The sequence below is a fragment of the Bacillus sp. TH19 genome (assembly GCF_016651075.1).
In the GTDB taxonomy this organism is placed as follows: domain Bacteria; phylum Bacillota; class Bacilli; order Bacillales; family Bacillaceae_G; genus Bacillus_A; species Bacillus_A mycoides.
On sequence record NZ_JAEKEO010000010.1, the window covers coordinates 265,714 to 292,565 of the forward strand.

Genomic DNA, 26,852 nt, shown 5'->3' on the forward strand with positions numbered 1-26,852 from the left:
CTACTGGTGATTTTACGCATATATTATTCAAATGGTAATTCAATTATAAATTCTGTTCCGACTTCTACTTCGCTTTTAACTTCAATAGAACCATTATGAAGTTCTACAATTTCTTTTGCAACAGCCAGCCCGATACCTTTTCCACCTGTAGCTCGTGTTCTAGATTTATCGACACGATAAAAGCGATCGAAAATGTGTGGGATATCTTCTTCAGGAATACCTTCACCTTCATCTTGTATACTTATTGTAAAAGTATTCGCACTGGCTAGTACACGTATTGTTATAGAAGTGTTTTCTAGCGAATGTTGATAAGCATTATGCAATAAATTTAACATCACTTGTTCCATACGCCTTTCATCTATACAAACTTCTAAATCATTTTTACAGTATACATGAATTTGCATTTGTTTGTTCGTTAATGTTGTTTTTGTTTTTTCAACCATGCGTTCTAAAAATGGCCTCAGGAGCATTTTTTGTTTTTTAATAACGAATTGATGTTGCTCTAATTGTACGAGCATAAATAAATCTTGTACGAGATCAGTTACACTATCCGTTTCGTCTTCAATGATTTGTAAGTATTCTTCACGTTCTTCTTTCGTTAGAGAATCTCTTTTTGCTACCTTTGCATAACCTTTCATATAGGTTAATGGGGTTAGTAATTCATGCGCTACACTAGCGAGAAATTCGTTTCGTTCTTTTTTCATATACGTAAGTTCACTAGATAAATCTTCAATCGTTTTTGCTAAGCTTCCAAGTTCATCATTTCGTTTAATTCCTAATTGAATCGGCTTATTTAATTTCGACATTTTTTCTGTCGCCCGCTTCATTTTTATAAGCGGTTCTGTAATAACACGAGAAAAAACAAAGACAGAAATAGTAGTTAAAATAATTGTCAAAACACTAATGATAAGAAATTGATTCATGAGTTTAAGTAACATATTTTCTAAGAAAGATGTCTTTAATAACATATATAACTTACCTTGAAATTCTTGAATTTCCAGCGGGCTTACTGTTGAGATGAATTTTGATTTTTTCCAGTTTTTTTCAACGATTAATCCACCTTCTGGGATAGTCTCTGTTTTACAAGTAAGTTGTTTTTGCATTTCTTTCGTTACGGGTTCTGAGGTAGAAATAATTTTGCCGTTATTGTCTGTTATAATGATAGCTATATCAGAGTTAGCAATTAATTCTGATTCAACTAAGTGTTCAGCCGCAGTGTTGATATCAAACTCGGGGTACACAGCACGTTTAGGCCGTTTACTGTGTTCAGCGCTTTCTGTGAGTTTCTTTTCTTTAGAATATGCACCCCACTTCGCGCGGTTTTTAATCATTTTACTATAGCGATTTCCTTTCTCTAAAAGAGCAAGAGTTTCCTCTTCAATGCGTATGTTTGAAAGGTTCTTATAAAAAGATACGAAAGCGATTGTCTCAATACATAAAGCTAATATTAAAAAGTATGTCCCAACTTTAAGGGAAAGTTTGCTCATTTTCTCACCATACCTTATTTCATATAGAGTGAAACTTTAATCAGTGGGGTTTTATCCATCCCCACTGATTAAAGTAATTATTCACTTTTCCATTTATATCCGACTTTATAGACGGTTTCTAAGTAATCTTCAACTGGAAATTCTTTTTTGCGTAATTTATCACGGATATTACGAATATGTGAATCGATAGTTCTGTATTCGATGTCTGTTTGATATCCCCAAATTTTTTCAATTAAATCATCACGGCTGTAAGCACGGTTTGTATTTTGTAAAAAGAGTCCAAGTAACGAGAATTCAATAGGAGTTAGTGAGATTCTTTCACCATAAACGGTAACAGTATGTTTCGTTTTATCCCACTCAATACCATTGAAGCTAACAAATCCGTCTTTCTTCGTACGGCGTAATATGGCCTCAATTCGTGCAACTAATACATGCTCATCAAATGGTTTTGTAATATAGTCATCTGCTCCCATGGTCAGGCCTTTGACCATATCATAATTTTGGTTGCGAGCTGTTAGCATAATAATTGGAACGTTGGAAATTTGACGGATTTGATAGCAAGTATCCCACCCATCCATATTCGGCATCATAACATCTAATAAAATAATATCGAAGTCCTTTTGTTCGATTAATTCTAGCGCCTCAAGGCCAGAAGTAGCTTTCATACAAAAATAGCCACGAGGGCTTAAGAACAGATCTAACAATCGTAACATACGTTCTTCATCGTCTACTAATAAAATTTTCACCATAATCTTGTGCACCCCAAACTATTCATTCTACTTGTATAGTTTACATGAAAATAATAAAAAACTCTTTTTATGTGATTGAATGGATGGCTGATTTTTTCAATCAGGGCAATTGACATAAAAAATGCACTAGTTTTGCACAACTATTTTTTATAATAGAAAACGTAGCGACACAAATACCCTATGTTGCGACATAACGTCATGTCATTTTATTTATAAAATGACAATTCCATTCTATTGTGTATGTGAGATAGAGAGGGTTTTCGTATTCACCTCGCATCGGATAAGAAAAATTTCCTATCTCACACTTTTTTTAATATAAAGGGGATTGTACACATGAGTAAAAAAGTAGAACTTTTACAAAAAGAAAAGCAAGATCGTAATGCGATTGTAATGTGTGTTGCGGTATCTATGCTTATTATGATAAGTTGTGTAAATAAATTTTTCGGGATTTTATAATAGAAAAAAAGCTTATTGCTTCTTAAGAAGCAATAAGCTTTTTTAATGTGTTCTATATAATAAACCAAGGTAGAATTGCCAGTCCAGAAGTTACAATTGCTGTAGCAAATATTAAAAAGATAGCTTGTTTGTTTTGTTTCATGTTACATTCTCCTCCACATATCAATTGCATGCTATACGTTCATTTAATAATTAGCGGGAGACGGATCCTCCTCGCTGAGTGAAGTTTCACTTTATATTTTTAGTATAACGAATGGAAAGGATTGGAACGATCGATAAAGGTGACATGAAGATTACATTGTTGTAATGAAAAAAGCATCTTAATTAATAAGAAGATGCTTTTGAAAAATTATATTTAAATGTTAATTATTTAAGAATAAAACCATATGCTCTTCGTCCCAATATTGGCCATTATGTTTTAAGGACCGTTCTTGCACACCGTAAGTTTGGAAGCCGAGGGACTCATATAATTTTTTTGCAGCAGTGTTATCAGCGACAACATCAAGCATAAGCTGTTCTACATGTAATTTATCGGCATTTTCAATAATCGCTTTAATTAAAGCTCGTCCTGCACCGAGGCCACGCGCTTTTGGAGAAACAAAAACGGAGCCGATTTTTGCCTTATGCTCTTGCTTAATAAATGGCTTTGTTTCTAGAGTAGCAATACCGATTAAATCATTATCTTTGAAGACACCTAGAGTATACTTATCCGGATTGCTTAATCGCTTTGCCATAGCAGCGACAGGGTTTTCCTGTTTAAGAACATCTTCATAAGAAGAGCTAAAAGCCTCAGGGTTTTTCATTAAACCTTCCATACACACTTTCAAATAAATTTCTGCATCCTCTGTTGTTAATAAGCGAATTTCCATAGTTGTAACCTCCTAGATTGATTCAAATTTAATTCATTAACTTTGTAAGATTAAGTTTAGTTAAATGTATTCTGTGACTATTCTTTCTTAATTTGTAAAAGAATGAAAAGATTATGCTACTATGTTTTCATTTTATTTATCCCGCTATTTGCGGGCAGTAAAACTCCTACCTCAAAATTCGGCTGGAGCAAAGAAGTTAGGTGGGAGTCGGGCTGCCCGTAAAAGCCCGATTGGTGAAGGCTAATAATCAGTGGGGGATGAACACCCCCACTGATTATAGTTTCACTTTATGTAATGAAATTATATATTAACTTTATTAACTATTCAAGGTTTTAATATGTTACATTTTTATAACTAAAATTCCCGCTTTGTAAAGGAGTCATTTTTATCCAACTATTCGTGGGAGTCGGATTGCCCGTAAAAGCCCGATTGGTTGGGCTAATAATCAGTGAGGAGGGAAAAACCCTCCACTGATTAAATTTTCACTTTCTTTTACGTATTCAATCGTTTATTTTGTAGCCATCGATTCGTTCCGGATGTGTATAAATATTGCAAGATCCATTTCGAATAAATCCTACTACGGTAATACCTAAATCGTGGGCGAGTTGCAGAGCTAGTTTAGTTGGAGCTGATTTAGATAGAACAATTTCGCAACCTATTTTTGAAACCTTTAACAAAATTTCAGATGAGATGCGTCCGCTAAACGCAATGATTTTCCCTTGAACAGAGATATTGTTTCGTAAACAATGACCGTATATTTTATCTAGCGCATTATGTCTTCCGATATCCATTCTTGATAAAAGAATGTTATTTCGATCACATAAAGCGGTATTATGCACACCACCCGTTTGGCGAAATGTAGTTGAAGATTGTTGTAAGGAAGTCATTAGGTGAAAACATTCTTCCGGAGTAATAGTTATATGTATATCATGTAACTTTTTTGCTTTTGCTGCATCGTTGACGAAAACAAAGCCTTGTCTACTTTTCCCGCAACAAGAAGTTACGTACCGTTTATTATATAAAGTTTGATAGAGCGGATTAATTTTTGATGATTTTACATGGACAATTCCGTTTTCTTTTTGGATCCATAATTCTTCAATATCTTTATAAGAAGAAATAATTCCTTCAGAAATTAAAAAACCGGTTACCATATCTTCAATGTAATTAGGAGTGCATACAACTGTTACGTATTCTTCGCTATTTAATTTAATTGTAATAGGAGATTCCGTAACAACCTCATCGGTTTGTTTTGAAAATGTACCAGATTGATAACGTACAATTGTATATGTTTCTTGAATAGGCCCCATATTAAATTCCCCTTTATATGTATTTTTCTCCATATTTATCATAAAACATCGAAAAAACAAAAGCATCTACTAACAAGAAGATGGCAGATTATTTTGGTTATTATTGTATATGTACGATATAATAGATTTGTAGAATAGCGACATTTTCAAGCTTTCGTAGTTATACCTTATAACATCTAGAATCGACTTCCAAAGGAAAGTATTTCAACAGGGCGCTTCAAAAATATGTACAACACAATTATGAAAACGGATTCATAATTGTGTTGTACAGTTAGTTGTAAGGAGAGGGAAAACTATGACAGAACAGACAGTCCGTGTAACCGTTGATGGTAAAGAATTTTTCGTATCAGGTGAAAAGACGATACTCCAATTGTTTAACGAAAGTAATTTAGAACATCCTCAAATTTGTCATGTACCAGAGGTAGATCCTATTCAAACTTGTGATACATGTATTGTAGAAGTGAATGGAAGTTTACTACGTGCCTGTTCGACGAAGTTGGAAGATGGCATGCATATTGAGAGGCAATCGGAACGTGCAAAGGAAGCACAAACTGAAGCGATGGATCGAATATTAGAGAATCATTTATTGTATTGTACAGTATGTGATAACAATAATGGTAACTGTAAAGTCCATAATACAGTACATATGATGGAGATTGAAGAACAGAAATATCCATATGAACCGAAAGTAAGTGCATGCGAAGTGGATACGTCGCATCCATTCTATCGATACGATCCAAATCAATGTATTGCTTGTGGGCAGTGTGTAGAAGTATGCCAAAATTTACAAGTAAATGAAACTTTATCGATTGATTGGAGTTTAGACCGTCCACGTGTTATTTGGGACAATGGTGTGAGTATAAATGACTCGTCTTGTGTTAGCTGTGGGCAATGTGTAACAGTTTGTCCTTGTAATGCATTAATGGAAAAAACGATGCTAGGAGAAGCTGGATTTATGACTGGTTTAAAACCAGATGTGCTTAATCCAATGATTGATTTTGTAAAAGATGTAGAGCCTGGATATAGCAGTATTTTAGCAGTTTCAGAAGTAGAGTCCGCGATGCGTAAGACGAAAATTAATAAGACAAAAACAGTTTGTACATTTTGTGGTGTAGGTTGTTCATTTGAAGTATGGACGAAAGATCGTCAAATTTTAAAAGTGCAACCTGTTTCAGATGCACCGGTTAATGGTATTTCCACATGTGTAAAAGGAAAATTCGGATGGGACTTTGTGAACAGTGAAGAGCGTATTACAAAGCCGTTAATTCGCCAAGGGGATATGTTTGTTGAGGCTTCATGGGAAGAGGCTCTTGAAGTTGTTACATCTAATATGCAACATATTAAATCAGAGTATGGTAGCGATGCGTTTGGGTTTATTTCTTCTTCGAAAGTAACAAATGAAGAAAACTATCTTATGCAAAAACTAGCTCGTCAAATATATGGAACAAATAATGTAGATAACTGCTCCCGTTATTGCCAATCTCCAGCAACAGACGGTTTATTTAAAACTGTCGGTATGGGCGGAGATGCTGGAACAGTGAAAGATATTGCTGAGGCAGGTCTTGTTATTATTGTTGGGGCAAATCCAACAGAAGGACATCCTGTACTTGCAACTAGAGTGAAGCGTGCTCATAAATTACATGAACAAAAACTAATTGTCGCAGACCTTCGTAAACATGAAATGGCGGAGCGTGCTGATATATTTGTTCACCCGAGTCAAGGGACGGATTATGTATGGCTTGCTGGGATAACGAAATACATTATCGATCAAGATTGGCACGATAAAAAGTTCATAGCTGAAAATGTAAAGAATTTTGATGAATATAGCAAAATGCTAGAAAAATATACGCTTGATTATACTGAGGGAATTACAGGGATTTCTAAAGCTCAGTTAAAAGAAATGGCTCGTATGGTATATGAAGCAGATGGTACTTGTGTACTTTGGGGAATGGGTGTAACTCAAAATACAGGAGGAAGTACAACGTCAGCAGCAATTTCAAATTTACTTCTCGTTACAGGTAACTACCGTCGTCCTGGTGCCGGTGCGTATCCGTTACGCGGGCATAATAACGTACAAGGTGCTTGTGATATGGCGACATTACCGAACTGGCTTCCGGGTTACCAAGCTGTTTCAGATGATGTGCATCGTGCGAAATTTGAAAAAGCATACGGTACTACCATTCCGAAAGAACCGGGATTAAATAATATCGCAATGTTACTTGCGGCCGAAGAAGGAAAACTGCGTGGTATGTATGTTATGGGAGAAGAAATGGCTTTAGTAGATTCAAATGCCAACCATGTACAACATATTTTAGCGAATTTAGACTTCCTTGTTGTTCAAGATATGTTCTTATCGAAAACAGCTCGTTTCGCCGATGTTATTTTACCAGCAGCACCAAGCTTAGAAAAAGAAGGAACGTTTACGAATACAGAGCGCCGTATTCAAAGATTATACGAAGTATTGAAACCGCTTGGTGATTCAAAACCAGATTGGTGGATTTTACAAAAAGTAGCTCGTGCACTGGGCGGAGACTGGAATTATGGAAGTCCAAGTGAAATTATGGACGAAATTGCATCGCTTGCACCGTTATACTCTCAAGCGACGTACGACCGTCTAGAAGGCTGGAATAGTTTATGTTGGGGTAGCCATGATGGTAGTGATACACCATTATTATATGTAGATGGATTTAACTTCCCAGACAAACTAGCACGTTTATCACTAGATGAATGGGTTCCGCCAGTTATAGCACCAGATGAGTATGATTTACTATTAAATAATGGCCGTATGCTAGAGCATTTCCATGAAGGGAATATGACGAATAAGTCGGCTGGTATTTTATCTAAAGTGTCTGAAGTATTTGTTGAAATTTCACCTGAACTTGCTAAAGAACGCAATGTGAAAGATGGTGGTCTTGTAGAGTTAGCATCACCATTTGGAAAAATCAAAGTACAAGCGCTTGTTACAGATCGTGTAACTGGAAATGAGTTATATTTGCCGATGCATGCGACAGTAAATGAAGAGGCAATCAATATTTTAACAGGAACAGCAACAGACATTTATACGTGTACACCAGCTTATAAACAAACAATGGTGAAACTGCGCGTATTACGTGAAAAAGGAAATCGTCCGTTACCATCTTCAAACCCGAGAGATAAAAAACGTCATCCGCAAAATGGTGTTGAAATCGAGCGAAAGTGGCAAAGAAAACAATACGTATCACTTGTGGACCAGAATTAGGGGGCGGAGATAATGGCAAAAGAGATTACTTTAATTAAAAAGAAGATTGTAACAGAAGAAGAAAAAAAACAGCAAGTAACAGATGAGTTGTTAAATGATCTAGCTGAAAATAGAGAAGCAGTAGAAGAGACGATGCAGCTATTAGCGCAGTTGCAAAAAGCTGGAATTTTAGATGCAGCAATTAGTTTACTTGCTGCAAAAGAAGATGTTTCCAAAATAGCTGTTGAACAATTGAATCGTGAACCAGTAAAAAACGCATTAAACAATATGATGGGGGCAGGAGAGGCATTATCTTCAGTGGACCCAGAAATAACGAAACAAATAACATCTAGTTTAGTCACTGGATTACAATTTGCAACGGATGAGCTGAAAAACGGAAAGAAAACAAAAGTGATGGATTTCTTTAAAGTGTTAAAAGATCCAGATATCAATAGAGCAATTACATTCGGTTTTAGCTTCTTGAAAGCATTTGGTCAAGGGTTAGAGAAAAAATAGAGTAAATGAAAAAGTGATGGCAAGTAGCCATCACTTTTTCATTGTATGTATAAGAGTGTTCATGTTAAGCGGAATATATTATTATTAAAAAGATGGGTTGGAAATGGAAATGTGGAATCCATCTCAAATATCGTTTTAGAATGTGGAGGAATATATGCAACACCGTAAAAGACTATCTATACCAGGGGTAATGGGACATTCCTTTCAAACAGTTAGATTTGCTTTTTGGAATGTATTAACCTTTCAACTTGCTTATAAATTATTAGCAGCGATTGTATTTGTCCCGCTATTTGGGATCATTTTTAATAAGTTATTGTATTTTGGTGGTTATGCAAATGCGACGAATGATGAATTATTAGCGTTTTTAAAGACACCATACGGCATTTTGGCAATCGTAATTTTATCATTGTTAGCACTGTTTCTTATCTTTACGGAATTTGCGGTGCTTATTATCATTTCGTACTTCGCTCATAAAAGACAAAAGGTGAAATTACGTCCGATTTTATATAAAACCGTAACGTATTTACCTACTCTTTTCACATATTGCTTACCAGGATTTATTTTATATGCTGTCGTATTGTTACCTCTTTTAAATCTTGGATATGAAACGGCATTAATTCCGCAAATTCAAATTCCTAACTTTATTACAGGAGAACTGTTTAAGACAACGATGGGACAAGTTGGTTATTACACGTTCTTTGCTGTAGTTGCGTATTTGAACCTTCGCTGGATTTTTGTTCTACCTATTGTTGTTTTAGAGCAAAAGCCGTTTCGCACAGCAGCACGTAAAAGTGCAACGTTAGTAAAAGAAAGTTTTTTTAAAGTACTATTCTTTTTAGTAGGATTTTTTATTTCAATAGGGATTGTGTACGGTGTATTTTTTGGAATGTATTTATTGTGTCTATGGGGCATGTATGAATTTACAAATCCACAGGGAACATTTGCATTATTAGCAGAATCAACAATGTCTGTATTTTTAACGAGTACATTGTATTTATTTAGTTTTATCGTGACGCCATTTTATATTATGGCAATAACACGATTGTATTTACAAAAGGTTCCGGTTGAAGATGTTTTATTAGAAGAAGGATTAGATTATTCGAAAACAAAAGCAGATAAATGTTTCTTCCAAAAACATCGTTGGAAATTTATTGGTGTATATATTGTAGGAATTATTACTGCCGGAATGGTCGTTGCCTTCATTGTAACGTTTATTTCAAATTCATATAAAGAACCAATTATTATGGCTCATCGTGGTTATATTTCAAAAGGTGTAGAGAATACGAAAGAAGCTCTGCAGGGGGCTATTGATGCCAAAGCAGACTACGCTGAAATTGATGTACTGCAAACAAAAGACGGTGAACTAGCAGTTATACATGATTTGAAGCTAAAACGTCTTGCGAATGCTAATGTTCACGTGTCAGATTTAACGATGGAGGAGTTAAGACAGCTTACCCTTAGTCAAGATGGGTTTTCAGGACAAATAAGTACACTTGATGAGATCATTAAGCTGGCAAAAGGAAAAATCAAACTTAATATTGAAGTGAAGCTTCATGGTGGCGAAAAAGATTTCGTAAACAAAGTATTAAAAGCGATTAAAGATAATGAATTTGAGAAGCAATGTGTCATTCAAACGTTACACTATCCGCTTATTAAAGAGTTTAAACGTGCAAATCCAAATATAAAAGTAGGATATATACTGTATGCGAGTAGAGCTAACTTAAAGAATGTGAAGGCTGATTTTTATGTAGCAGAAGAATACATGTTAAATAAGAAATTAGTAAAAGAAGCAAGGAAGTTAAACAAGCCAATTTACGTATGGACAGTAAATGATATGGAAAGTTTAAAGGCATATTATAAGTTAAACGTGGATGGTATCATTACCGATTACCCTGAAGAAGCACGTGAAACAATTAAGATGTTAAAAGAGCAAGAAGATCGTGAAAGTGATATGTTTGATAAAATTACTGAAACGACAGAAGATTTATTTTCGAAGTTATTTATGATTTACTCAGCTGCTGGCTAAATGCCAGTAGCTGTTTTTTTGTGAAAAGAATATATTTCTAAAGTATTGAACAAAGTAATAAGTGTATATGTATACGTCATTGCTTAGTTTTTTTACATTGTTAAATTATTGTCAAATAATAAATAATTACTATGCATTTTGAATGGATATAATAAAAATAGAGTAATAGATGATGGAGTGGTACGAAGAACCCAATAAAATCAATGTTTTATATATTTACACTATTCTAAATATATAAACTTTAAAAAAATAGTATGTTAGCGTTTTCATAACTTTTAAGTTATGCTAGAATAAGGACATAAGTTATTAATTATTTAAAAAAGAAAAAAGAATTCCTTTTTTCTGTTAATTATAAGGGGGCATTTCATTATGCGTATTGGGGTACCAGCAGAAATTAAAAACAACGAAAACCGTGTGGCAATGACACCAGCAGGTGTTGTACATTTAGTTCGTAACAATCACGAAGTATTCATTCAAAAGGACGCAGGTGTAGGATCTGGTTTCACAGATGCTCAGTATGTTGAAGCGGGAGCGAAAATTGTTGATACGGCTGAAGAAGCTTGGAACATGGAAATGGTTATGAAAGTTAAGGAACCAGTTGAAAGCGAATACAAACACTTCAGCGAAGGTTTAATCTTATTCACATACTTACACTTAGCTCCAGAACCAGAATTAACAAAAGCGTTAATTGAAAAGAAAGTTGTTGCTATCGCATATGAAACAGTACAATTAGAAAACCGTTCATTACCATTACTTGCACCTATGAGTGAAGTAGCTGGTCGTATGGCTGCACAAATCGGTGCGCAATTCCTTGAGAAAAACAAAGGCGGTAAAGGTATCTTACTTGCAGGTGTTCCAGGAGTTAAACGTGGTAAAGTAACAATTATCGGTGGTGGACAAGCTGGTACAAATGCTGCTAAAATTGCAGTTGGACTAGGTGCGGATGTAACAATCATCGACTTAAGTGCAGAACGTCTTCGTCAATTAGATGACATTTTCGGAAACCAAGTAAAAACTTTAATGTCTAACCCGTACAACATTGCAGAAGCTGTAAAAGAATCTGATCTTGTAATCGGTGCAGTATTAATCCCAGGTGCAAAAGCGCCAAAACTTGTAACAGAAGAAATGATTAAATCAATGGAACAAGGTTCTGTTGTTGTAGATATCGCGATTGACCAAGGTGGTATTTTCGAAACAACTGACCGTATTACAACTCATGATAACCCAACTTATGAAAAACACGGCGTTGTTCATTATGCAGTTGCAAATATGCCAGGTGCGGTTCCACGTACATCAACTCTTGCATTAACAAACGTAACAGTACCATATGCAGTACAAATTGCTAACAAAGGCTACAAAGAAGCTTGCCTAGGCAATACTGCATTATTAAAAGGTATTAATACATTAGAAGGCTACGTAACATTCGAAGCAGTTGCAGAAGCTCACGGTGTAGAGTACAAAGGTGCTAAAGAATTATTAGAAGCAGAAACAGTATCTTGCTAATAGAAGCATTATACAAAACAAAATCGAACAATATATAAAACAACATGATAAGAGCTAAGAGATAATACCTCTTAGCTCTTCTTGGTAAAAGGGGGCATTCATCGTGGCCAACCTATTTAAAAAGAAATCCGTTACGCAATTGTTAGGGGAAAGTAAAAGTAAAACTTTGACGAAAACGCTAGGGGCATTTGACCTAACAATGCTAGGGATTGGTGCGATAATTGGTACAGGAGTTCTAGTATTAACGGGATTAGTAGCAGCAAGAGATGCTGGTCCAGCAGTTATTTTTTCATTCATGATTGCAGCAATTGTTTGTGGATTTGCAGCTTTATGTTATGCAGAGGTTGCATCTGCACTTCCTGTTTCAGGTAGTGTGTACACATATTCATATGCAACAATTGGTGAGTTTGTTGCCCATTTAATGGGATGGACATTGCTATCCGTATATGTCGTAACGACTGCCGCGGTAGCTGGCGGATGGACAGGTTATTTCAATAATTTAGTGAGTGGATTGGGACTTGAAATTCCAAAAGCGTTGTTAACGATTCCATCGCAAGGTGGTATGGTGAACTTACCCGCAGTTATCGTTACGTTGGTGATAACTTGGTTATTATCACGAGGTACAAAAGAAAGTAAGCGTGTGAATAACATAATGGTATTAATTAAAATTGGTATTGTTGTTTTATTCATTGCAGTTGGTGTATTCTACGTGAAACCAGAAAACTGGATACCATTTGCACCGTACGGCTTAAGTGGAGTCTTTGCCGGAGGAGCAGCAGTATTCTTCGCTTTCTTAGGATTTGATGCATTAGCAACTTCTGCTGAAGAAGTGAAAAATCCACAACGTGATTTACCGATTGGTATTATTGCTTCATTAGTCATTTGTACAATCATTTATGTTGTAGTTTGTCTCGTTATGACAGGTATGGTTTCTTATAAGGAATTAGATGTACCTGAAGCGATGGCCTATGTATTAGAAGTTGTAGGACAAGATAAAGTGGCTGGTGTAATCGCTATTGGAGCTGTAATTGGTATTATGGCTGTAATTTTCGCATACATCTACGCTACGACACGTGTATTCTTCGCTATGAGCCGTGACGGTTTATTGCCAAAATCTTTTGCGAAAATTAACAAGAAGACAGAAGCACCAACATTTTCAGTTTGGTTAACAGGAATTGGTAGTGCTTTAATTGCCGGATTTATCGATTTAAAAGAATTGTCGAATTTAGCGAATATTGGAGCGTTATTAACATTTGCGATGGTTGGTGTAACTGTCATCATTCTTCGTAAAACGCATCCGAAATTACAACGTGGATTTATGGTACCACTTGTACCAATCTTACCGATTATTTCAGTTGCAAGCTGTCTATTCTTAATGGTAAATCTACCGTTAAAAACATGGATATACTTCGGTGTTTGGTTAGCAATCGGAGTGGTTGTATACTTTGTTTATTCGAAAAAACATAGTCATTTAAAAGACGATGGAAGTTCGCAAGATAGTTTAGAAAAAGCTAATTAAAGGGATATAAAGTTAGTAAGCCTTGTGCGTCTAGGGAGCGCGCAAGGTTTTTTTGTGCAAATAAAGGGGACCTATGTTATTTTGTCGAATTTTTATGTCGGAATATGAAAATGGGGTGGAAAGATGGAGAGGAAAGTTGTCGTTGGAGCAGAGGGGTATAATAATAACCCAGGTTGGTTACATACAAATGGGGATGAATTAAATTTATTAAGAAGAGAAACGTGGATTAATAAATTTCAGACTAATTCTTTATCAGTAATTTTGGCTGAGCACGTATGGGAACATTTATCGTATGAAGAAGGTATAGAAGCAGCTAAAATATGCTATGAGTTTTTAGAAGATAGTGGATATATTCGCTGCGCAGTGCCGGATGCATTTTTCCCAAATGAAGAGTATCAGCGTGGTGTGCAAGTGGGAGGACCTGGCCCATTAGATCATCCAGCTGCAAGCCATAAAATTGTACATAACTACAAAACGATTATATCTATGTTTGAAGCAGCAGGTTTTCAAGTAAAGCTTTTAGAATACTGTGATGAGAATGGCCAGTTTCATTATAGTGATTGGGAAGAGAACGGTGGATTTATTTATCGATCGAAACGTTTTGATCATAGAAATCAAGATGGTAAATTAGGATTTGCTTCGTTAATTGTGGATGCAGTAAAAGTTAATAAATAAGAAGGGATGCACGGTAGTTTTCGTGCATCCTTTTTGTATGAAGAGCATGATAGATGCGGAGAATATTTATATGTTTATTTTGAAATGTGAACGAAATGTTTTAAAAAATGTATGAGAATTCATTGACACATATGAATGAACGCTCATATAATAAAGGTATAAGACATATGAATAGTTGTTCATATGTTCAAATGAAGAGGTGAGCTGTGATGGCTGAAAATAAAGTAGAAACGCAACAGGAAGCATGTTCTCAAACGGTAATTCACGAGGAAATCGTGGATCAAGTAAAACAAACAATTCCGACTGATGAAAGTTTAAGTAAAGTAGCAGAATTATTTAAAGTATTAGGTGACCGTACACGTACGAGAATATTACATGCATTATTTGAAGCTGAAATGTGTGTTTGTGATTTAGCTTATTTATTAGGAATGACGCAATCTTCAATCTCACATCAGCTTCGTGTATTAAAGCAAGCAAAGCTTGTAAAGAACCGTAAAGAAGGAAAGGTAGTTTATTACTCATTAGCTGATCAACACGTAATTCATATCTTCGAGCAAGCGTTTGAACACGTAAACGAGGAAGAATAAAAAAGCGAGGAGGGAGAACGATGGCAGAAGCATTAGTGAAAAAGAAACTTATGCTAGAAGGTTTAGATTGTGCAAATTGTGCAATAAAAATTGAAAAAGGTGTTGGGAATATAGAAGGGGTAACATCTTGTTCCGTAAACTTTGCAACAAAAACGATGCTTTTAGAAACACCGCAAAATAAAGAAAATCAAGTTGTTACGGAAGCGAAGCAACTTGTTACAAAATTAGAGCCACATATTAAAGTGCAAGAAGAGCAAAAAACAAAATCAGTAAAAGAAGTATTTGTATTAGAAGGCTTAGACTGTGCAAATTGTGCAATGAAGATTGAAAATAAGGTAAAGGAAATGCCAACAATTTCAGAAGCGACTGTTGATTTCGTATCAAAGAAATTACGAGTAGAAGTTGCAAATAAACGAGAACTTGAATCGACTGTACAAAATATAAAAAATGTTGTTCAAAAATTAGAGCCTGATGTAAAAGTTGTTCGTGAAGAGGAAAAAGGACACGACCATGATCATGGTGATGGAAATGTGAAAAAGATGATAGGAAGATTAGTAGTCGGTGGAATTTTGACAGGAATTGCTGCGTTAGCCGGATTACCGCAAATGATAACAATTCCATTATTCGTCCTTGCTTATTTATTAATAGGTGGAGATATCGTTTGGAGAGCGGTAAGAAACATAACTCGCGGCCAAGTGTTCGATGAAAACTTTTTAATGGCAATTGCAACTTTAGGAGCTTTCGCGATTCAACAATATCCAGAAGCGGTAGCAGTTATGCTATTTTACCAAGTAGGGGAACTGTTCCAAAGTATTGCAGTAAATCGTTCTCGAAAATCAATTACGTCATTAATGGATATTCGTCCTGACTATGCGAATGTGAAAGTTGGAAACGAAACGAAACAAGTATCACCAGAAGATGTGCAAATTGGTGAGTATATTATCGTAAAACCAGGTGAAAAAGTACCGTTAGACGGGAAAGTAGTTGAGGGAACATCAATGATGGATACTTCAGCGTTAACAGGTGAGTCTGTACCGAGGGAAGTAGAAGTTGGTAATGACGTATTAAGTGGTTTTGTAAACCAAAATGGTGTATTAATTGTCGAAGTTACAAAAGAGTTCGGTGAATCCACTGTATCGAAAATTTTAGACTTAGTACAAAATGCAAGTAGCAAAAAAGCGCCAACAGAAAACTTTATTACAAAGTTTGCACGTTATTATACTCCTGTTGTAGTTATAACAGCAGCAATAATGGCATTTATTCCACCACTTATTTTAGAGGGTGCTACATTCTCCGATTGGATTTATAGAGCTTTAGTGTTCTTAGTAATCTCTTGTCCATGTGCGCTCGTTGTATCGATTCCTCTTGGATTCTTTGGCGGTATTGGTGGGGCATCTAAAAGTGGTATTTTAGTAAAAGGAAGTAACTATTTAGAAGCATTGAATGATGTGAAATATATCGTTTTTGATAAAACAGGAACATTAACAAAAGGTGTCTTTAAAGTTACGAAGATGGAGCCTAGTGAAGGTATCACAGCTGAAGAGCTATTAGAATATGCAGCATTTGCAGAAGTATATTCAAATCATCCGATTGCACAATCTATTCGAAATGCATATGGAAAATCAATCGATGAAAATGCTATTGAAGACTATAGTGAAATTTCTGGTCATGGTACGGTTGTAAAAGTACAAGGAAAAGAAATTTTCGCAGGTAATGCTAAATTAATGAGCAAAGAAAACATTACATTTAAGCAACCAAATACAGTAGGTACACTAGTTCATGTTGCTGTAGATGGTAAATATGCAGGTTATATTGTTATCTCTGATGAGGTAAAAGAGGATTCAAAACAAGCAATTCAAAAGTTAAAAGAACTAGGTATTAAGAAGACAGTCATGTTAACTGGTGATGCAAAATCAGTCGGGGAAGCTGTTGGTAAAGAATTAGGTTTAGATGAAGTTCATGCCGAATTATTACCACACCAAAAAGTAGAAGAAATCGAAAAGATTGATGCAGCAAAACGCGGTAAAGAAAAGATTGCATTCGTCGGTGATGGTATTAATGATACGCCAGTACTAGCAAGGGCAGACGTTGGTATTGCGATGGGCGGCTTAGGGTCAGATGCAGCAATTGAAGCTGCTGACATCGTTATTATGACTGATGAGCCTTCAAAAATTGTGACAGCAGTAAAAATTGCAAAACGTACACGTAGCATCGTATGGCAAAATATTATATTTGCATTAGGGGTAAAAGGGTTAGTGTTATTACTCGGCGCCTTTGGTATTGCAACAATGTGGGAAGCAGTCTTCTCAGATGTTGGTGTGACGTTACTTGCAGTATTAAATGCAATGCGTGTACTACGAGTAAAAGATTTATAAAAAAGAGGACGCAATTGCGTCCTCTTTTTTATTGGTTATTTTGTTGAAATTGACTCAAGAAAATAATATCAAATATTATTTTGTTTTTTAATAATTTAATATATAAATTTACAAAAATATAATATTTTTCTTATTATTTTAATATATTTTTTACAAATATCCATATAGTATTGAAAAATGGAGAAGTGGGGGAGGGACAAAACCCCACTGATTAAAGCTTCACTTTATTTTTGTATGTTTTTTTCAACCTGTTCTCGAACAGTTTGAATATAATTCATTTTATGATCCCAACATTCTTGGCTTAAATCGACAGGGTACTCTTCAGGGTTTAAAGTTCGCATATACTCTTCCCAAAATAGTGAGAGGCTGCGTTCATTATACTTTTGAATATCTAATATATTAGGTAATTCATACGCTCTTTTACCGTTAATGAAAATATCTTGATGCAGTTCGCGTGCTTCAAAGCTTGTTACGAATTTACTTATATATGTATGAACTGGATGAAACATTTTTAAACGCTCTTCTTTTCCGGGTTCTTCTGACTCTAAAGCAATATAATCGCCCTCTGCATGATCGTTAACACGGTTAATAATACGATAAATTCGTTTAAGTCCTGGGGTTGTAATTTTTTCAGGATTAGATGAAATCTTAATCGTATCATTTAATTTTCCGTCAGTATCTTCAATAGCGACTAGTTTATAAACAGCCCCTAATGCTGGCTGCTCAAAGGATGTAATCAGCTTTGTACCAACACCCCATACATCAATTTTTGCCCCTTGAGATTTCAAGTGCATAATCGTATATTCATCTAAATCGCTAGAAGCGATAATTTTTGTGTTTGTAAATCCAGCTGCATCAAGTTGTTTTCGGGCCTCCTTTGATAAATATGCCATATCACCACTATCAAGGCGAATGCCATAAAAATCGATACGATCTCCGAACTCTTTTGCAACACGAATCGCATTTGGAACACCAGATTTTAATGTGTCGTATGTATCGACAAGAAATACACATTTTTTATGTGTTTCAGCATATTTTTTAAATGCAACATATTCATCGCGATATGCTTGAACGAAAGAATGGGCATGTGTGCCAGCTACAGGGATGCCGAATCGTTTCCCAGCGCGAACGTTACTTGTAGATGAAAAACCACCAATAAAGGCAGCTCGTGTTCCCCAAAGGGCAGCATCAAACTCATGAGCGCGTCTTGTACCGAACTCTAAAAGCTCATCATTATTTGCAGCGTGCTTCATACGTGCAGCTTTTGTAGCAATTAATGTTTGGTAATTTACAATATTTAAGAGGGCAGTTTCAATTATTTGTGCCTCGCCAAGCGGTGCATCAACACGTAATAATGGTTCGTTATTAAAAACAACTTCGCCTTCTTGCATACTACGAATCGTGCCAGTAAATTTCATGTTTTGTAAATAATGAAGGAAGTCTTCTTCAAATTGCAGCTCTGCTAAATAAGCGATGTCACTTTCGGTAAAGCTGAAATTTTCTATGTACTCTACAATTTTTTCAAGACCAGCAAAAACAGCATAGCCGTTTTCGAATGGAAGCTTTCGAAAGTATAGATCAAAAACAGAACGGCGAGTATGAATACCATCTTTCCAATATGTATAAGCCATGTTGATTTGATATAAATCTGTATGTAAGGCGTAACTATCGTCTTTATAATGATTCATTGCGAAAACACCTCCGTAATTTGGTTATAGTATACCAATTTTTCCCCTTTCGTAGCAAAGAAGTAATAGGGGATTGAAGTCAAGAGAGAAAAAAATGAAATAATGCATATTTTTTAGAAAATTTACATTTATCAATTTATATTTCTCTAGATTTTATGTATTATTAGAGTAGTGGGGGTAATGAGAATGGAGGAGGACAATGCAACAAACATTAGAAAAAATAGGCAAGCAAGTTTTTTATAAACGGCTACAGCAAAAAATGACACAAGAAGAATTATGTCAGGGCATTTGTTCTGTCTCATACTTAAGTAAGATCGAAAATGGAAAGATTGAAGCATCAGAAGAAATTCTACAATTGCTCTGCACAAGACTAGAAATTGCTGTGACGGATTTGAGAGATGTAGAAGAAGATGTGAAAGTGAAGTTGGACGAGTGGTTGAATGCATTAGTTCATTTGGACAAGCAACAAGTAGAGCGCATATACGAAGAGTTGCAAGGTGAAATGAAGCATGTGTTGGATTTTGAAATTATAAATTATTATAAACTGCTGTATACACGTTATTTAATGATGAAGCGGGATCTCCCTGCTGTTGAAGAAGAATTGGACGGATTGAAGAAAGTGTATAAGAAATACTCGCCTTTTCAGAAGATGTTATATACGTATAATAAGGCATTATTATATTCTGTGCAGTACAAATATACGCAGGCATTAGAATATCTGTTAAAGACGGAATCGATGGCGAAAGAGTTAGGATATTATGAAACAGGAATATATTATAATTTGGCATTGACATATAGTCAGATGGAAATAGACCATATGACATTATATTTTGCTAATGTGGCATTAGAAGGTTTTAAAAGTGAATATAAATTTAGAAATATAATTAATTGTAAGTTTTTAATTGCGTTTAGTTATACTAGAAAAAAACAATATAATGAAGCTATGGAAATCTATAATCATATCATAAGAGAAGCAACTTCTTTTGCTGATAAAGATAATATTCTTTCTATTGCTTTAAATAATATTGGTTATCTGTACTACCGACAAAAAAATTATGCCAAGGCGAAAGAGTATTATATAGAATGCTTAAAGTATAAAAAAGAAGAGGATATGAATTATATTGATGCCATGTATGAGCTCTCATTACAGTGTATTCAATTAGGAGAACTTGAGGAAGCGGCTGAATGGATTGAAAAAGGTATCCTTGCTGCAAGGAAAGATGATAGATACAAAGGGATGTTATATTTATTGTTAAATTTAAGATATAAATATTTTGAAGAAAGAGACCTCTATAAAAAATTTCTAGAAACAGAAGTAGTTCCTTTCTTTAAAACAGAGGAAAATATAAAAGATTTAAAGAAAGTATACTTAGAACTAGCTGAATACTTAGAAGAATGCTCAGATTTTAAAGAAAGTAATCGCTATTATAAATTAGCGATTACTTTATTAGAAGAGTAAAGAGGAGGGATAGTATGAAAAAGTTAATTGCAGGAACATTTGTGGTTATGGCAATTGCAGCTGTAGTATTGGATATTCAGTATGCTTGGAAGCCGGATACTCTAGGGCAAGAAGCTAAAACAGTTGAACAAATTAATTTATAAAAAAAACCCTTTCCCAACGGAAAGGGTTTTTTTTCAATATTTGTTCCTCAAAATTCTACAACACTTGAGAAAGAAATTAATTGAATTTTTAGTATATTAATAGTGGAAACATAATGATAATATGAAACTACTCTTTTTCAAAAATTTTTTATTAGGGGGAATGTTAGATGAAAAAGAAGAGTTTAGCGTTAGTGTTAGCGGCAGGAATGGCAGTTACTACGTTCGGAGGGACAGGCTCTGCATTTGCGGATTCTAAAAATGTACTCTCTACTAAGAAGTACAATGAGACGGTACAGTCACCGGAGTTTATTTCTGGTGATCTAACTGGAGCGACTGGTAAGAAAGCGGAATCTGTTGTGTTTGATTACTTAAACGCGGCAAAAGGTGATTATAAGCTAGGGGAAAAGAGTGCGCAAGATTCTTTCAAAGTAAAACAAGTGAAAAAAGATGCTGTAACTGATTCAACAGTAGTACGTATGCAACAAGTTTACGAGGGAGTACCTGTATGGGGGTCTACTCAAGTAGCTCACGTAAGTAAAGATGGTTCTTTAAAGGTATTGTCTGGAACAGTTGCGCCTGATTTAGACAAAAAGGAAAAGTTAAAAAACAAAAATAAGATTGAAGGCGCAAAAGCAATTGAAATCGCGCAGCAAGATTTAGGAGTAACACCTAAATATGAGGTAGAACCAAAAGCGGACTTATATGTATATCAAAACGGTGAAGAAACGACATATGCATACGTTGTAAATCTAAACTTCTTAGATCCAAGCCCAGGAAATTACTACTATTTCATTGAGGCGGAAAGCGGTAAAGTATTAAATAAGTTTAATACAATTGATCATGTAACAAATGATGATAAGTCTCCTGTTAAACAAGATGCTCCTAAACAGGATGTGAAAGCGGTTATAAAGCCTGTAACAGGAACGAATAAAGTAGGAACTGGTAAAGGTGTATTAGGAGATACGAAATCGCTTAATACAACGTTATCTGGATCATCTTACTACTTGCAAGATAATACGCGCGGAGCAACAATTTTCACATATGATGCGAAAAATCGTTCGACGTTACCAGGAACATTATGGGCAGATGCAGATAATGTTTTCAATGCAGCGTATGATGCAGCAGCAGTAGATGCTCATTACTATGCAGGTAAAACATATGATTACTATAAAGATACATTTAACCGAAATTCTATTAATGATGCAGGAGCACCATTAAAATCAACTGTTCATTACGGAAGTAAGTATAATAATGCATTCTGGAACGGTTCACAAATGGTATACGGAGATGGTGATGGTGTAACATTCACTTCATTATCTGGTGGTATTGACGTAATTGGTCACGAATTAACGCATGCAGTTACGGAAAATAGCTCGAATTTAATTTATCAAAATGAATCAGGAGCATTAAATGAAGCAATTTCTGATATTTTTGGTACTTTAGTAGAATTCTATGATAACCGTAACCCAGATTGGGAGATTGGTGAAGATATTTATACACCTGGTAAGGCGGGAGATGCACTTCGTTCTATGAGTGATCCAGCGAAATATGGTGACCCAGACCATTATTCTAAGCGTTACACTGGTTCAAGTGATAACGGTGGCGTTCATACAAACAGTGGTATTATTAACAAACAAGCTTATTTATTAGCAAATGGTGGTACGCATTCTGGTGTAACTGTAACTGGTATCGGTAAAGATAAATTAGGTGCGATTTACTACCGTGCAAATACACAGTATTTCACGCAATCTACTACATTTAGTCAAGCTCGTGCTGGTGCAGTACAAGCTGCAGCTGATTTATATGGTGCTAGCTCTGCAGAAGTAACAGCAGTTAAGCAATCATTTAGTGCTGTTGGTGTAAACTAAGGCTTTAAGGGATAGTTATTAATAAAATACCTCGAACATAAAGAAGGAGCATAGGCTCCTTCTTTATTTTTTTCTCCATTTTTTCCACAAATAAAATAATCCAACACAACCCGCGATTGTTATAATCCACTTCGCTTCATTTGTTCCGTTTATGACATGATATGCAGAATATACTTCAATCAATAAGGCCGGTATTTTCCCTATTGTGCTGGCAATACTGAAAGAGAGTAATGACATCTTGCCTAGAGCTGCAAATAAAGTAACGATACTGGACGGAATGAAAGGAATAAAACGAAAAGATAGGACGAGTAGAAATGCCTCTCTGCCTTCTACGTAAAGAAGGCGCTCTACCTTTGGATACTTATTTACTTTATCGTGAGTGAACCTTTGAAGGCCTATACGATAAATATAAAACGAGATAATAGCCCCTAATGCCTCACCTGTGATCGAAATGATTGTACCATTTGTTACACCGAAGAGTTGTATATTAATAGCGGTCAAAAAAATACTAGGGATAAAACCTAAAAGACTGATGATGATGTTGATTAATATACTAAGTGGAATTGCGATTGAATAATAGTCTGTTAAGAAGTTTTGAATTGTTTCAGCCATTCTTTAAAATCCTTTATCTTTTTTTGCATTACACCATATTTACATTGTATAGGCAAGTACAAATTTACATAATGTAAAAAACAGTTGATAGAAAGGTATTTATATACCTTATATAGGTATTGGGTATATGAAAGTAGGGGTATATTTAGTTTGTTTGAAAAACACTTCGTGAATCCTGTGTTTAAAGGGTTTATGGAGTGTTTCGATTGGTGTTTTAATCTGGGAAATAATTATAAAAACATGGGGGTATATTTTAAAAAGGGCGAAAAATAGTAATTTGATGAAAGGGGGGTGGAAAATATAGCAAAATGAATGAGGATTTTAAAACTGTATACATTTTTTCTTTGTGAAATTGACTTTTAGTGGAGTTACGATAATAATCATGGAAGAGGTGATACGATGAAACGATTAAGTAGTCTTTTCTTGAGTAGTTTATTGGCACTAATGCTGATTTTAAGTGGATGTGCAGGAAAAGAACAAAAAACAGAAAAACCAAAAGAGGATCATTCTACATCAGTAGAAAAAATTAGTGATAATATTTTAGATGAAATGGAAGGGCCACCTAAAAATGGTCATACGATTGAAAGGCATGTAGGCAAATCAGAAGAGGATTTGAAGAATCGTTTGAAGACAGATAAAGTTTCAGCGGCAAGTACATACTATGATAAGGAAACAGCGACAAAGGCTGTGAAAGATAGTTTAAAACAACATGATAAAGAAATTCAGGATTGGTTGAAAAACTCTAAAGAGGCTCGTCTTGTATTGAATACAACTCATTCATTCCCAGTTGGAAAAACAGTAATAAAGAAAAATATGAATGTAAAAGACAAACTAGTGAAGACTGTTACTGTTTTAGCGAGAGATAAATCAGGAAATCTAGGATTTAAGATTATTACTTCTTATCCATCAGATAAATAAAGGGGGGAGTATATATGTATCCAACATTACAATACTTTCTTAAATCGTACTGTACGTTAAGTATTCGTGAGGATGAAATAGTAAGCGTGATGGAAGAGTTTATAGAGCAAGAGGACGAAGAGATTGTTTTGAAATTACGCGATGAATTAGTAAATATGAAGAAAAAGAACGCGTGGGAAGAAGCGTGCGTATTAGCTGCGAAGCAAGGCAATCGTGTGTGGTCTTTAGAAGAAACGAAAGATCATCTGGAAATTTTTTCACTATTATTGCAAAAGAAAAAGGCGTGAGTAGATCACGCCTTTTTGTATACGCTTTTTGAAATTTGTCCGTTTGATATTATCTCATTGTTTTGGGGCACTTTTATATACGCTTTTTGAAATTTGTCCATTTGAGAGTACTTCACCGTTTTGTGTTACTTTTTTATACGTAACCGCTGTTATTTTATCACCAGTATTACTAATTACTTGAGAAGAAACTTCAACATTTTTACCAGTATTTGTACCGAAAATACGTGTAGTAATACTACCGCCATTTGAAAATGCTTGAATGTAAATATGCTTACCTGTATTGTTTTTAAATTTTAAATCCGGACCATAATCTGCCACTGCTGCATCCTGCCCAAGTGGTAAATAATTTACGGGCATAGAATGATTGCTTCGAGAAACAATTCCTAAATCTGCCCTTAAAGCTGCGCTGTATAAAGTACTACTTACTTGGCAAACGCCTCCACCTGCACTTTGTATAACTTTACCTTGTGAATATACTGCTGCGGATTTATAACCATGTGCAGCATCAGTTACGCCAACACGGCCATTAAAACTAAACGTTTCATCAGGTGCTACAATAACTCCACTTAACGTATTAGCTGACTTATTTACGTTATAGGATTGATTTCCATTACGGCCAGCCATTGGGGTAGAGTATTCAGCAATCACTTCTTTAATCCCCATTTGTTGTATATCTTCTGTAGAACGTTCAGGTTTTATTAGTGTAACTGGTAATACAACATCGGGTGTGCCAGAAGTAATAGCTGCGCTTGTTAAATCGGTTAATTTTCCTTTATCAATTTTTTCTCCATTTTGACTTTGGCTAATATTTACTGTAGAGCCTTCAACACTTAATTCGGCGTTGACAGGATTTTTTAATGTTTCATTATATTTATCCTTTATAAAGGTTTCATAAGTTGTTGTATTTAATTGTGGTGCTAATTTATAGTCACGTTTTACTTCACCGTTTTCAGCTTGCTTACGCATGTTGTAACGATTCATTACGTTCCCTTCTTGTTCTTTAAAGATATTGTCGACAATATCCTTCTCTTTATAATCTACTCCCAAATCTTTCCACGTGTAATTTTGCTTATCATTTTGGAATACGTAGTTAAGCGATTTTTGATTTAATTCATTTATCTTTTGATTAACAAGGGCTTGAATATCTGCTTTATTTTTTCCATCAAGAGAAATACCTTCAAATGTAGTGTTTGGTAGTGCAGTTGTATTTAGTTGATTATTTAATTTGGATACATATTGATATCCACCAATACCACCAACACAAAGTAATATGCCACCAGCAATAGCGGAACCAATCAGTATTTTGCTTAGCTTCATTTATTTCCCCCAGAAAAATTTGTATAAATATATGTATTACATTTTTTGTATAAAAATGATGAAAATAACATTATGTACGTCCTAGTATACTATTATTTTCACTACGTGTGTAATGTTTTCATAAAAAATGTTACACTGTTGTAATAATTGTCTCTTTTTGTCACAATATGCATGAGAAATATGTTGAAAATTATAATAAAAAGGCTGCTTAGAAAAATCTAGCAGCCTTTTTATTATAATTTTTTATGCTCATTTTTATTCGTAACACCGAGATGTTCTTGAAGTGTTGTCGATATATCATTAACACTCTTTTCGTTTGGAACGTAATAATAAATACCACCTATATATTTATCAGTACCTTCCACTTGCAATTTATCCATTTTTAAATTTGAATCCATTGAATTTTTTGCAATAGTCATCATATCATCAAAAGTTAAATTTGTTTTTAAGTCTGTATCGACAGCATCTAATAGGCTTCCGATTTTATTAATGGAATTGAGAGATAGGGCTTTTTCAGCAATAGCCTCTAAAACAAGTTGTTGTCGTTGACCACGCATATAATCACTATCAATATGACGCGTTCTAGCTAGTGCAAGTGCTTCTTCTCCATTTAAATGTTGACGCCCTTTTTTTAGGTGAATTGCATCTGCTTCGTCGCTACTATTTTGTTCTGTGAACTCAACTGGAACGTCGACAGTTATACCACCTAGAGAATCAACAATCTTGATAAAGGATTTGAAATTAAATTTTACATAGTAATCAACTGGTACATCTAAAAATTTTTCTACTGTATCAATTGTGCTGTCTACACCACCAAATACATGTGCATGTGTAATTTTATCATATTTATCACGTGATTTAATGAAGACGCGTGAATCACGTGGAATGCTGACTAGTTTAACAGATTTATCATTTTTATTAATTGTTGCAAGTAGTAATGCATCTGTACGAGTCGCTTTTCCGTAACCTTTTTCCCTGATATCACTTTCATCAACACCCATGATCAGGACAGAAATATTATCAGTCATAGGTTTAACAGCTTTTTCACGTTTGCTGGATTTATCTCCTCGGCCGAGTTCAGAATAAGCGTTGCTTAAGACGGATTTTGCTTTACTGTATATATGGAAGGAATAGCCTCCTGCTCCCATTGCTACAATAAGTAAGGGAATAAGAATGAACCAAAGTAGGCGCTTTTTCTTTGAGCGTCCTTTTTTGGCTCGAGTTTCGTTGTTAATGTCGGATTTCATCATTTTTTCTCCTTTAAAACAATCAAA

The 26,852-nt window shown here is 35.0% G+C and carries 22 protein-coding genes; 14 read left to right on the forward strand and 8 right to left on the reverse strand.

Features of this window, described 5'->3' with window-relative positions; translation table 11 throughout:
• Positions 1-23 precede the first annotated feature (23 nt).
• Together JFU54_RS19105 and JFU54_RS19110 are read right to left on the reverse strand one after the other, a co-directional pair.
• On the reverse strand, positions 24-1,487 hold the full coding sequence (locus JFU54_RS19105) for a HAMP domain-containing sensor histidine kinase (protein ID WP_201065873.1): 1,464 nt from the start codon (positions 1,485-1,487) through the stop codon (positions 24-26).
• Between the two features lie 77 nt (positions 1,488-1,564).
• Positions 1,565-2,236 (reverse strand): response regulator transcription factor, encoded by a 672-nt coding sequence (locus JFU54_RS19110; protein WP_002010439.1) that lies wholly within the window; start codon positions 2,234-2,236, stop codon positions 1,565-1,567.
• 333 nt (positions 2,237-2,569) lie between these two features.
• Between JFU54_RS19110 and JFU54_RS30090 the strand changes: the two genes are divergently transcribed.
• A complete protein-coding gene (locus JFU54_RS30090; protein WP_002010441.1) occupies positions 2,570-2,692 on the forward strand; it encodes a hypothetical protein in 123 nt (40 codons plus the stop codon).
• Positions 2,693-3,054: 362 nt separating this feature from the next.
• Here JFU54_RS30090 and JFU54_RS19115 read toward each other — a convergent pair whose 3' ends face one another.
• The gene (locus JFU54_RS19115; RefSeq protein ID WP_002010444.1) at positions 3,055-3,561 is read right to left on the reverse strand and encodes a GNAT family N-acetyltransferase; all 507 of its coding nucleotides are present in this window, start codon (positions 3,559-3,561) and stop codon (positions 3,055-3,057) included.
• Between the two features lie 500 nt (positions 3,562-4,061).
• Entirely contained in the window at positions 4,062-4,868 is an 807-nt protein-coding gene (fdhD, locus tag JFU54_RS19120; protein WP_002125147.1) for a formate dehydrogenase accessory sulfurtransferase FdhD, read from the reverse strand.
• A 295-nt stretch (positions 4,869-5,163) separates the two neighbouring features.
• Between fdhD and fdhF the strand changes: the two genes are divergently transcribed.
• The 8 genes from fdhF to JFU54_RS19160 all read left to right on the forward strand — a co-directional run bounded on the left by fdhF (position 5,164) and on the right by JFU54_RS19160 (position 17,286).
• Entirely contained in the window at positions 5,164-8,106 is a 2,943-nt protein-coding gene (gene fdhF, locus JFU54_RS19125; RefSeq protein ID WP_201065875.1) for a formate dehydrogenase subunit alpha, read from the forward strand.
• Between the two features lie 12 nt (positions 8,107-8,118).
• On the forward strand, positions 8,119-8,601 hold the full coding sequence (locus tag JFU54_RS19130; RefSeq protein WP_002010449.1) for a helical membrane plugin domain-containing protein: 483 nt from the start codon (positions 8,119-8,121) through the stop codon (positions 8,599-8,601).
• 154 nt (positions 8,602-8,755) lie between these two features.
• Positions 8,756-10,627, forward strand: a complete 1,872-nt coding sequence (locus JFU54_RS19135) for a glycerophosphoryl diester phosphodiesterase membrane domain-containing protein (protein WP_002167077.1) — start codon at positions 8,756-8,758, stop codon at positions 10,625-10,627.
• A 369-nt stretch (positions 10,628-10,996) separates the two neighbouring features.
• The gene (gene ald / locus JFU54_RS19140) at positions 10,997-12,130 is read left to right on the forward strand and encodes an alanine dehydrogenase (protein ID WP_002010453.1); all 1,134 of its coding nucleotides are present in this window, start codon (positions 10,997-10,999) and stop codon (positions 12,128-12,130) included.
• 103 nt (positions 12,131-12,233) lie between these two features.
• Entirely contained in the window at positions 12,234-13,649 is a 1,416-nt protein-coding gene (locus JFU54_RS19145) for an amino acid permease (protein WP_002063741.1), read from the forward strand.
• 123 nt (positions 13,650-13,772) lie between these two features.
• Positions 13,773-14,324 (forward strand): class I SAM-dependent methyltransferase, encoded by a 552-nt coding sequence (locus JFU54_RS19150; protein ID WP_201065878.1) that lies wholly within the window; start codon positions 13,773-13,775, stop codon positions 14,322-14,324.
• Positions 14,325-14,533: 209 nt separating this feature from the next.
• Entirely contained in the window at positions 14,534-14,911 is a 378-nt protein-coding gene (locus tag JFU54_RS19155) for an ArsR/SmtB family transcription factor (protein WP_002010461.1), read from the forward strand.
• A 20-nt stretch (positions 14,912-14,931) separates the two neighbouring features.
• Positions 14,932-17,286, forward strand: coding sequence for a heavy metal translocating P-type ATPase (locus JFU54_RS19160; RefSeq protein ID WP_201065880.1), 2,355 nt, complete (start codon positions 14,932-14,934; stop codon positions 17,284-17,286).
• 224 nt (positions 17,287-17,510) lie between these two features.
• Here the strand turns inward: JFU54_RS19160 and JFU54_RS19165 are convergent, their stop codons facing one another.
• Positions 17,511-18,974, reverse strand: coding sequence for a nicotinate phosphoribosyltransferase (locus JFU54_RS19165; protein WP_002010465.1), 1,464 nt, complete (start codon positions 18,972-18,974; stop codon positions 17,511-17,513).
• A gap of 199 nt (positions 18,975-19,173) precedes the next feature.
• Here JFU54_RS19165 and JFU54_RS19170 point away from each other — a divergent pair, with 199 nt between their 5' ends.
• The 3 genes from JFU54_RS19170 to JFU54_RS19180 all read left to right on the forward strand — a co-directional run bounded on the left by JFU54_RS19170 (position 19,174) and on the right by JFU54_RS19180 (position 22,444).
• Positions 19,174-20,433 (forward strand): tetratricopeptide repeat protein, encoded by a 1,260-nt coding sequence (locus JFU54_RS19170; RefSeq protein WP_002010467.1) that lies wholly within the window; start codon positions 19,174-19,176, stop codon positions 20,431-20,433.
• 14 nt (positions 20,434-20,447) lie between these two features.
• Complete coding sequence (locus JFU54_RS19175) at positions 20,448-20,576, forward strand: NprX family peptide pheromone (RefSeq protein ID WP_000733136.1); 129 nt, start codon at positions 20,448-20,450, stop codon at positions 20,574-20,576.
• 167 nt (positions 20,577-20,743) lie between these two features.
• Positions 20,744-22,444, forward strand: a complete 1,701-nt coding sequence (locus JFU54_RS19180; protein WP_201065882.1) for a M4 family metallopeptidase — start codon at positions 20,744-20,746, stop codon at positions 22,442-22,444.
• Between the two features lie 63 nt (positions 22,445-22,507).
• Here JFU54_RS19180 and JFU54_RS19185 read toward each other — a convergent pair whose 3' ends face one another.
• Positions 22,508-23,056, reverse strand: coding sequence for a TVP38/TMEM64 family protein (locus tag JFU54_RS19185; RefSeq protein WP_201065884.1), 549 nt, complete (start codon positions 23,054-23,056; stop codon positions 22,508-22,510).
• 399 nt (positions 23,057-23,455) lie between these two features.
• On the opposite strand from JFU54_RS19185, the gene JFU54_RS19190 reads away from it, so the two are divergent.
• Positions 23,456-23,974 (forward strand): RNase A-like domain-containing lipoprotein, encoded by a 519-nt coding sequence (locus JFU54_RS19190; protein WP_002125157.1) that lies wholly within the window; start codon positions 23,456-23,458, stop codon positions 23,972-23,974.
• Between the two features lie 14 nt (positions 23,975-23,988).
• Positions 23,989-24,261 (forward strand): hypothetical protein, encoded by a 273-nt coding sequence (locus JFU54_RS19195; RefSeq protein WP_063218730.1) that lies wholly within the window; start codon positions 23,989-23,991, stop codon positions 24,259-24,261.
• Positions 24,262-24,315: 54 nt separating this feature from the next.
• Here the strand turns inward: JFU54_RS19195 and JFU54_RS19200 are convergent, their stop codons facing one another.
• Complete coding sequence (locus tag JFU54_RS19200; protein WP_201065892.1) at positions 24,316-25,578, reverse strand: VanW family protein; 1,263 nt, start codon at positions 25,576-25,578, stop codon at positions 24,316-24,318.
• A gap of 233 nt (positions 25,579-25,811) precedes the next feature.
• The gene (locus JFU54_RS19205; RefSeq protein WP_002029713.1) at positions 25,812-26,828 is read right to left on the reverse strand and encodes an LCP family glycopolymer transferase; all 1,017 of its coding nucleotides are present in this window, start codon (positions 26,826-26,828) and stop codon (positions 25,812-25,814) included.
• Between the last annotated feature and the right edge of the window lie 24 nt (positions 26,829-26,852).

Excerpts from the sequence above, each read along its gene's own strand:
- JFU54_RS19105 (WP_201065873.1), bottom strand. The coding sequence starts at position 1,487 with ATGAGCAAACTTTCCCTTAAAGTTGGGACATACTTTTTAATATTAGCT.
- JFU54_RS19110 (WP_002010439.1), bottom strand. The coding sequence starts at position 2,236 with ATGGTGAAAATTTTATTAGTAGACGATGAAGAACGTATGTTACGATTG.
- JFU54_RS30090 (WP_002010441.1), top strand. The coding sequence starts at position 2,570 with ATGAGTAAAAAAGTAGAACTTTTACAAAAAGAAAAGCAAGATCGTAAT.
- JFU54_RS19115 (WP_002010444.1), bottom strand. The coding sequence starts at position 3,561 with ATGGAAATTCGCTTATTAACAACAGAGGATGCAGAAATTTATTTGAAA.
- fdhD (WP_002125147.1), bottom strand. The coding sequence starts at position 4,868 with ATGGGGCCTATTCAAGAAACATATACAATTGTACGTTATCAATCTGGT.
- fdhF (WP_201065875.1), top strand. The coding sequence starts at position 5,164 with ATGACAGAACAGACAGTCCGTGTAACCGTTGATGGTAAAGAATTTTTC.
- JFU54_RS19130 (WP_002010449.1), top strand. The coding sequence starts at position 8,119 with ATGGCAAAAGAGATTACTTTAATTAAAAAGAAGATTGTAACAGAAGAA.
- JFU54_RS19135 (WP_002167077.1), top strand. The coding sequence starts at position 8,756 with ATGCAACACCGTAAAAGACTATCTATACCAGGGGTAATGGGACATTCC.
- ald (WP_002010453.1), top strand. The coding sequence starts at position 10,997 with ATGCGTATTGGGGTACCAGCAGAAATTAAAAACAACGAAAACCGTGTG.
- JFU54_RS19150 (WP_201065878.1), top strand. The coding sequence starts at position 13,773 with ATGGAGAGGAAAGTTGTCGTTGGAGCAGAGGGGTATAATAATAACCCA.
- JFU54_RS19155 (WP_002010461.1), top strand. The coding sequence starts at position 14,534 with ATGGCTGAAAATAAAGTAGAAACGCAACAGGAAGCATGTTCTCAAACG.
- JFU54_RS19160 (WP_201065880.1), top strand. The coding sequence starts at position 14,932 with ATGGCAGAAGCATTAGTGAAAAAGAAACTTATGCTAGAAGGTTTAGAT.
- JFU54_RS19165 (WP_002010465.1), bottom strand. The coding sequence starts at position 18,974 with ATGAATCATTATAAAGACGATAGTTACGCCTTACATACAGATTTATAT.
- JFU54_RS19170 (WP_002010467.1), top strand. The coding sequence starts at position 19,174 with ATGCAACAAACATTAGAAAAAATAGGCAAGCAAGTTTTTTATAAACGG.
- JFU54_RS19175 (WP_000733136.1), top strand. The coding sequence starts at position 20,448 with ATGAAAAAGTTAATTGCAGGAACATTTGTGGTTATGGCAATTGCAGCT.
- JFU54_RS19180 (WP_201065882.1), top strand. The coding sequence starts at position 20,744 with ATGAAAAAGAAGAGTTTAGCGTTAGTGTTAGCGGCAGGAATGGCAGTT.
- JFU54_RS19185 (WP_201065884.1), bottom strand. The coding sequence starts at position 23,056 with ATGGCTGAAACAATTCAAAACTTCTTAACAGACTATTATTCAATCGCA.
- JFU54_RS19190 (WP_002125157.1), top strand. The coding sequence starts at position 23,456 with ATGAAACGATTAAGTAGTCTTTTCTTGAGTAGTTTATTGGCACTAATG.
- JFU54_RS19195 (WP_063218730.1), top strand. The coding sequence starts at position 23,989 with ATGTATCCAACATTACAATACTTTCTTAAATCGTACTGTACGTTAAGT.
- JFU54_RS19200 (WP_201065892.1), bottom strand. The coding sequence starts at position 25,578 with ATGAAGCTAAGCAAAATACTGATTGGTTCCGCTATTGCTGGTGGCATA.
- JFU54_RS19205 (WP_002029713.1), bottom strand. The coding sequence starts at position 26,828 with ATGATGAAATCCGACATTAACAACGAAACTCGAGCCAAAAAAGGACGC.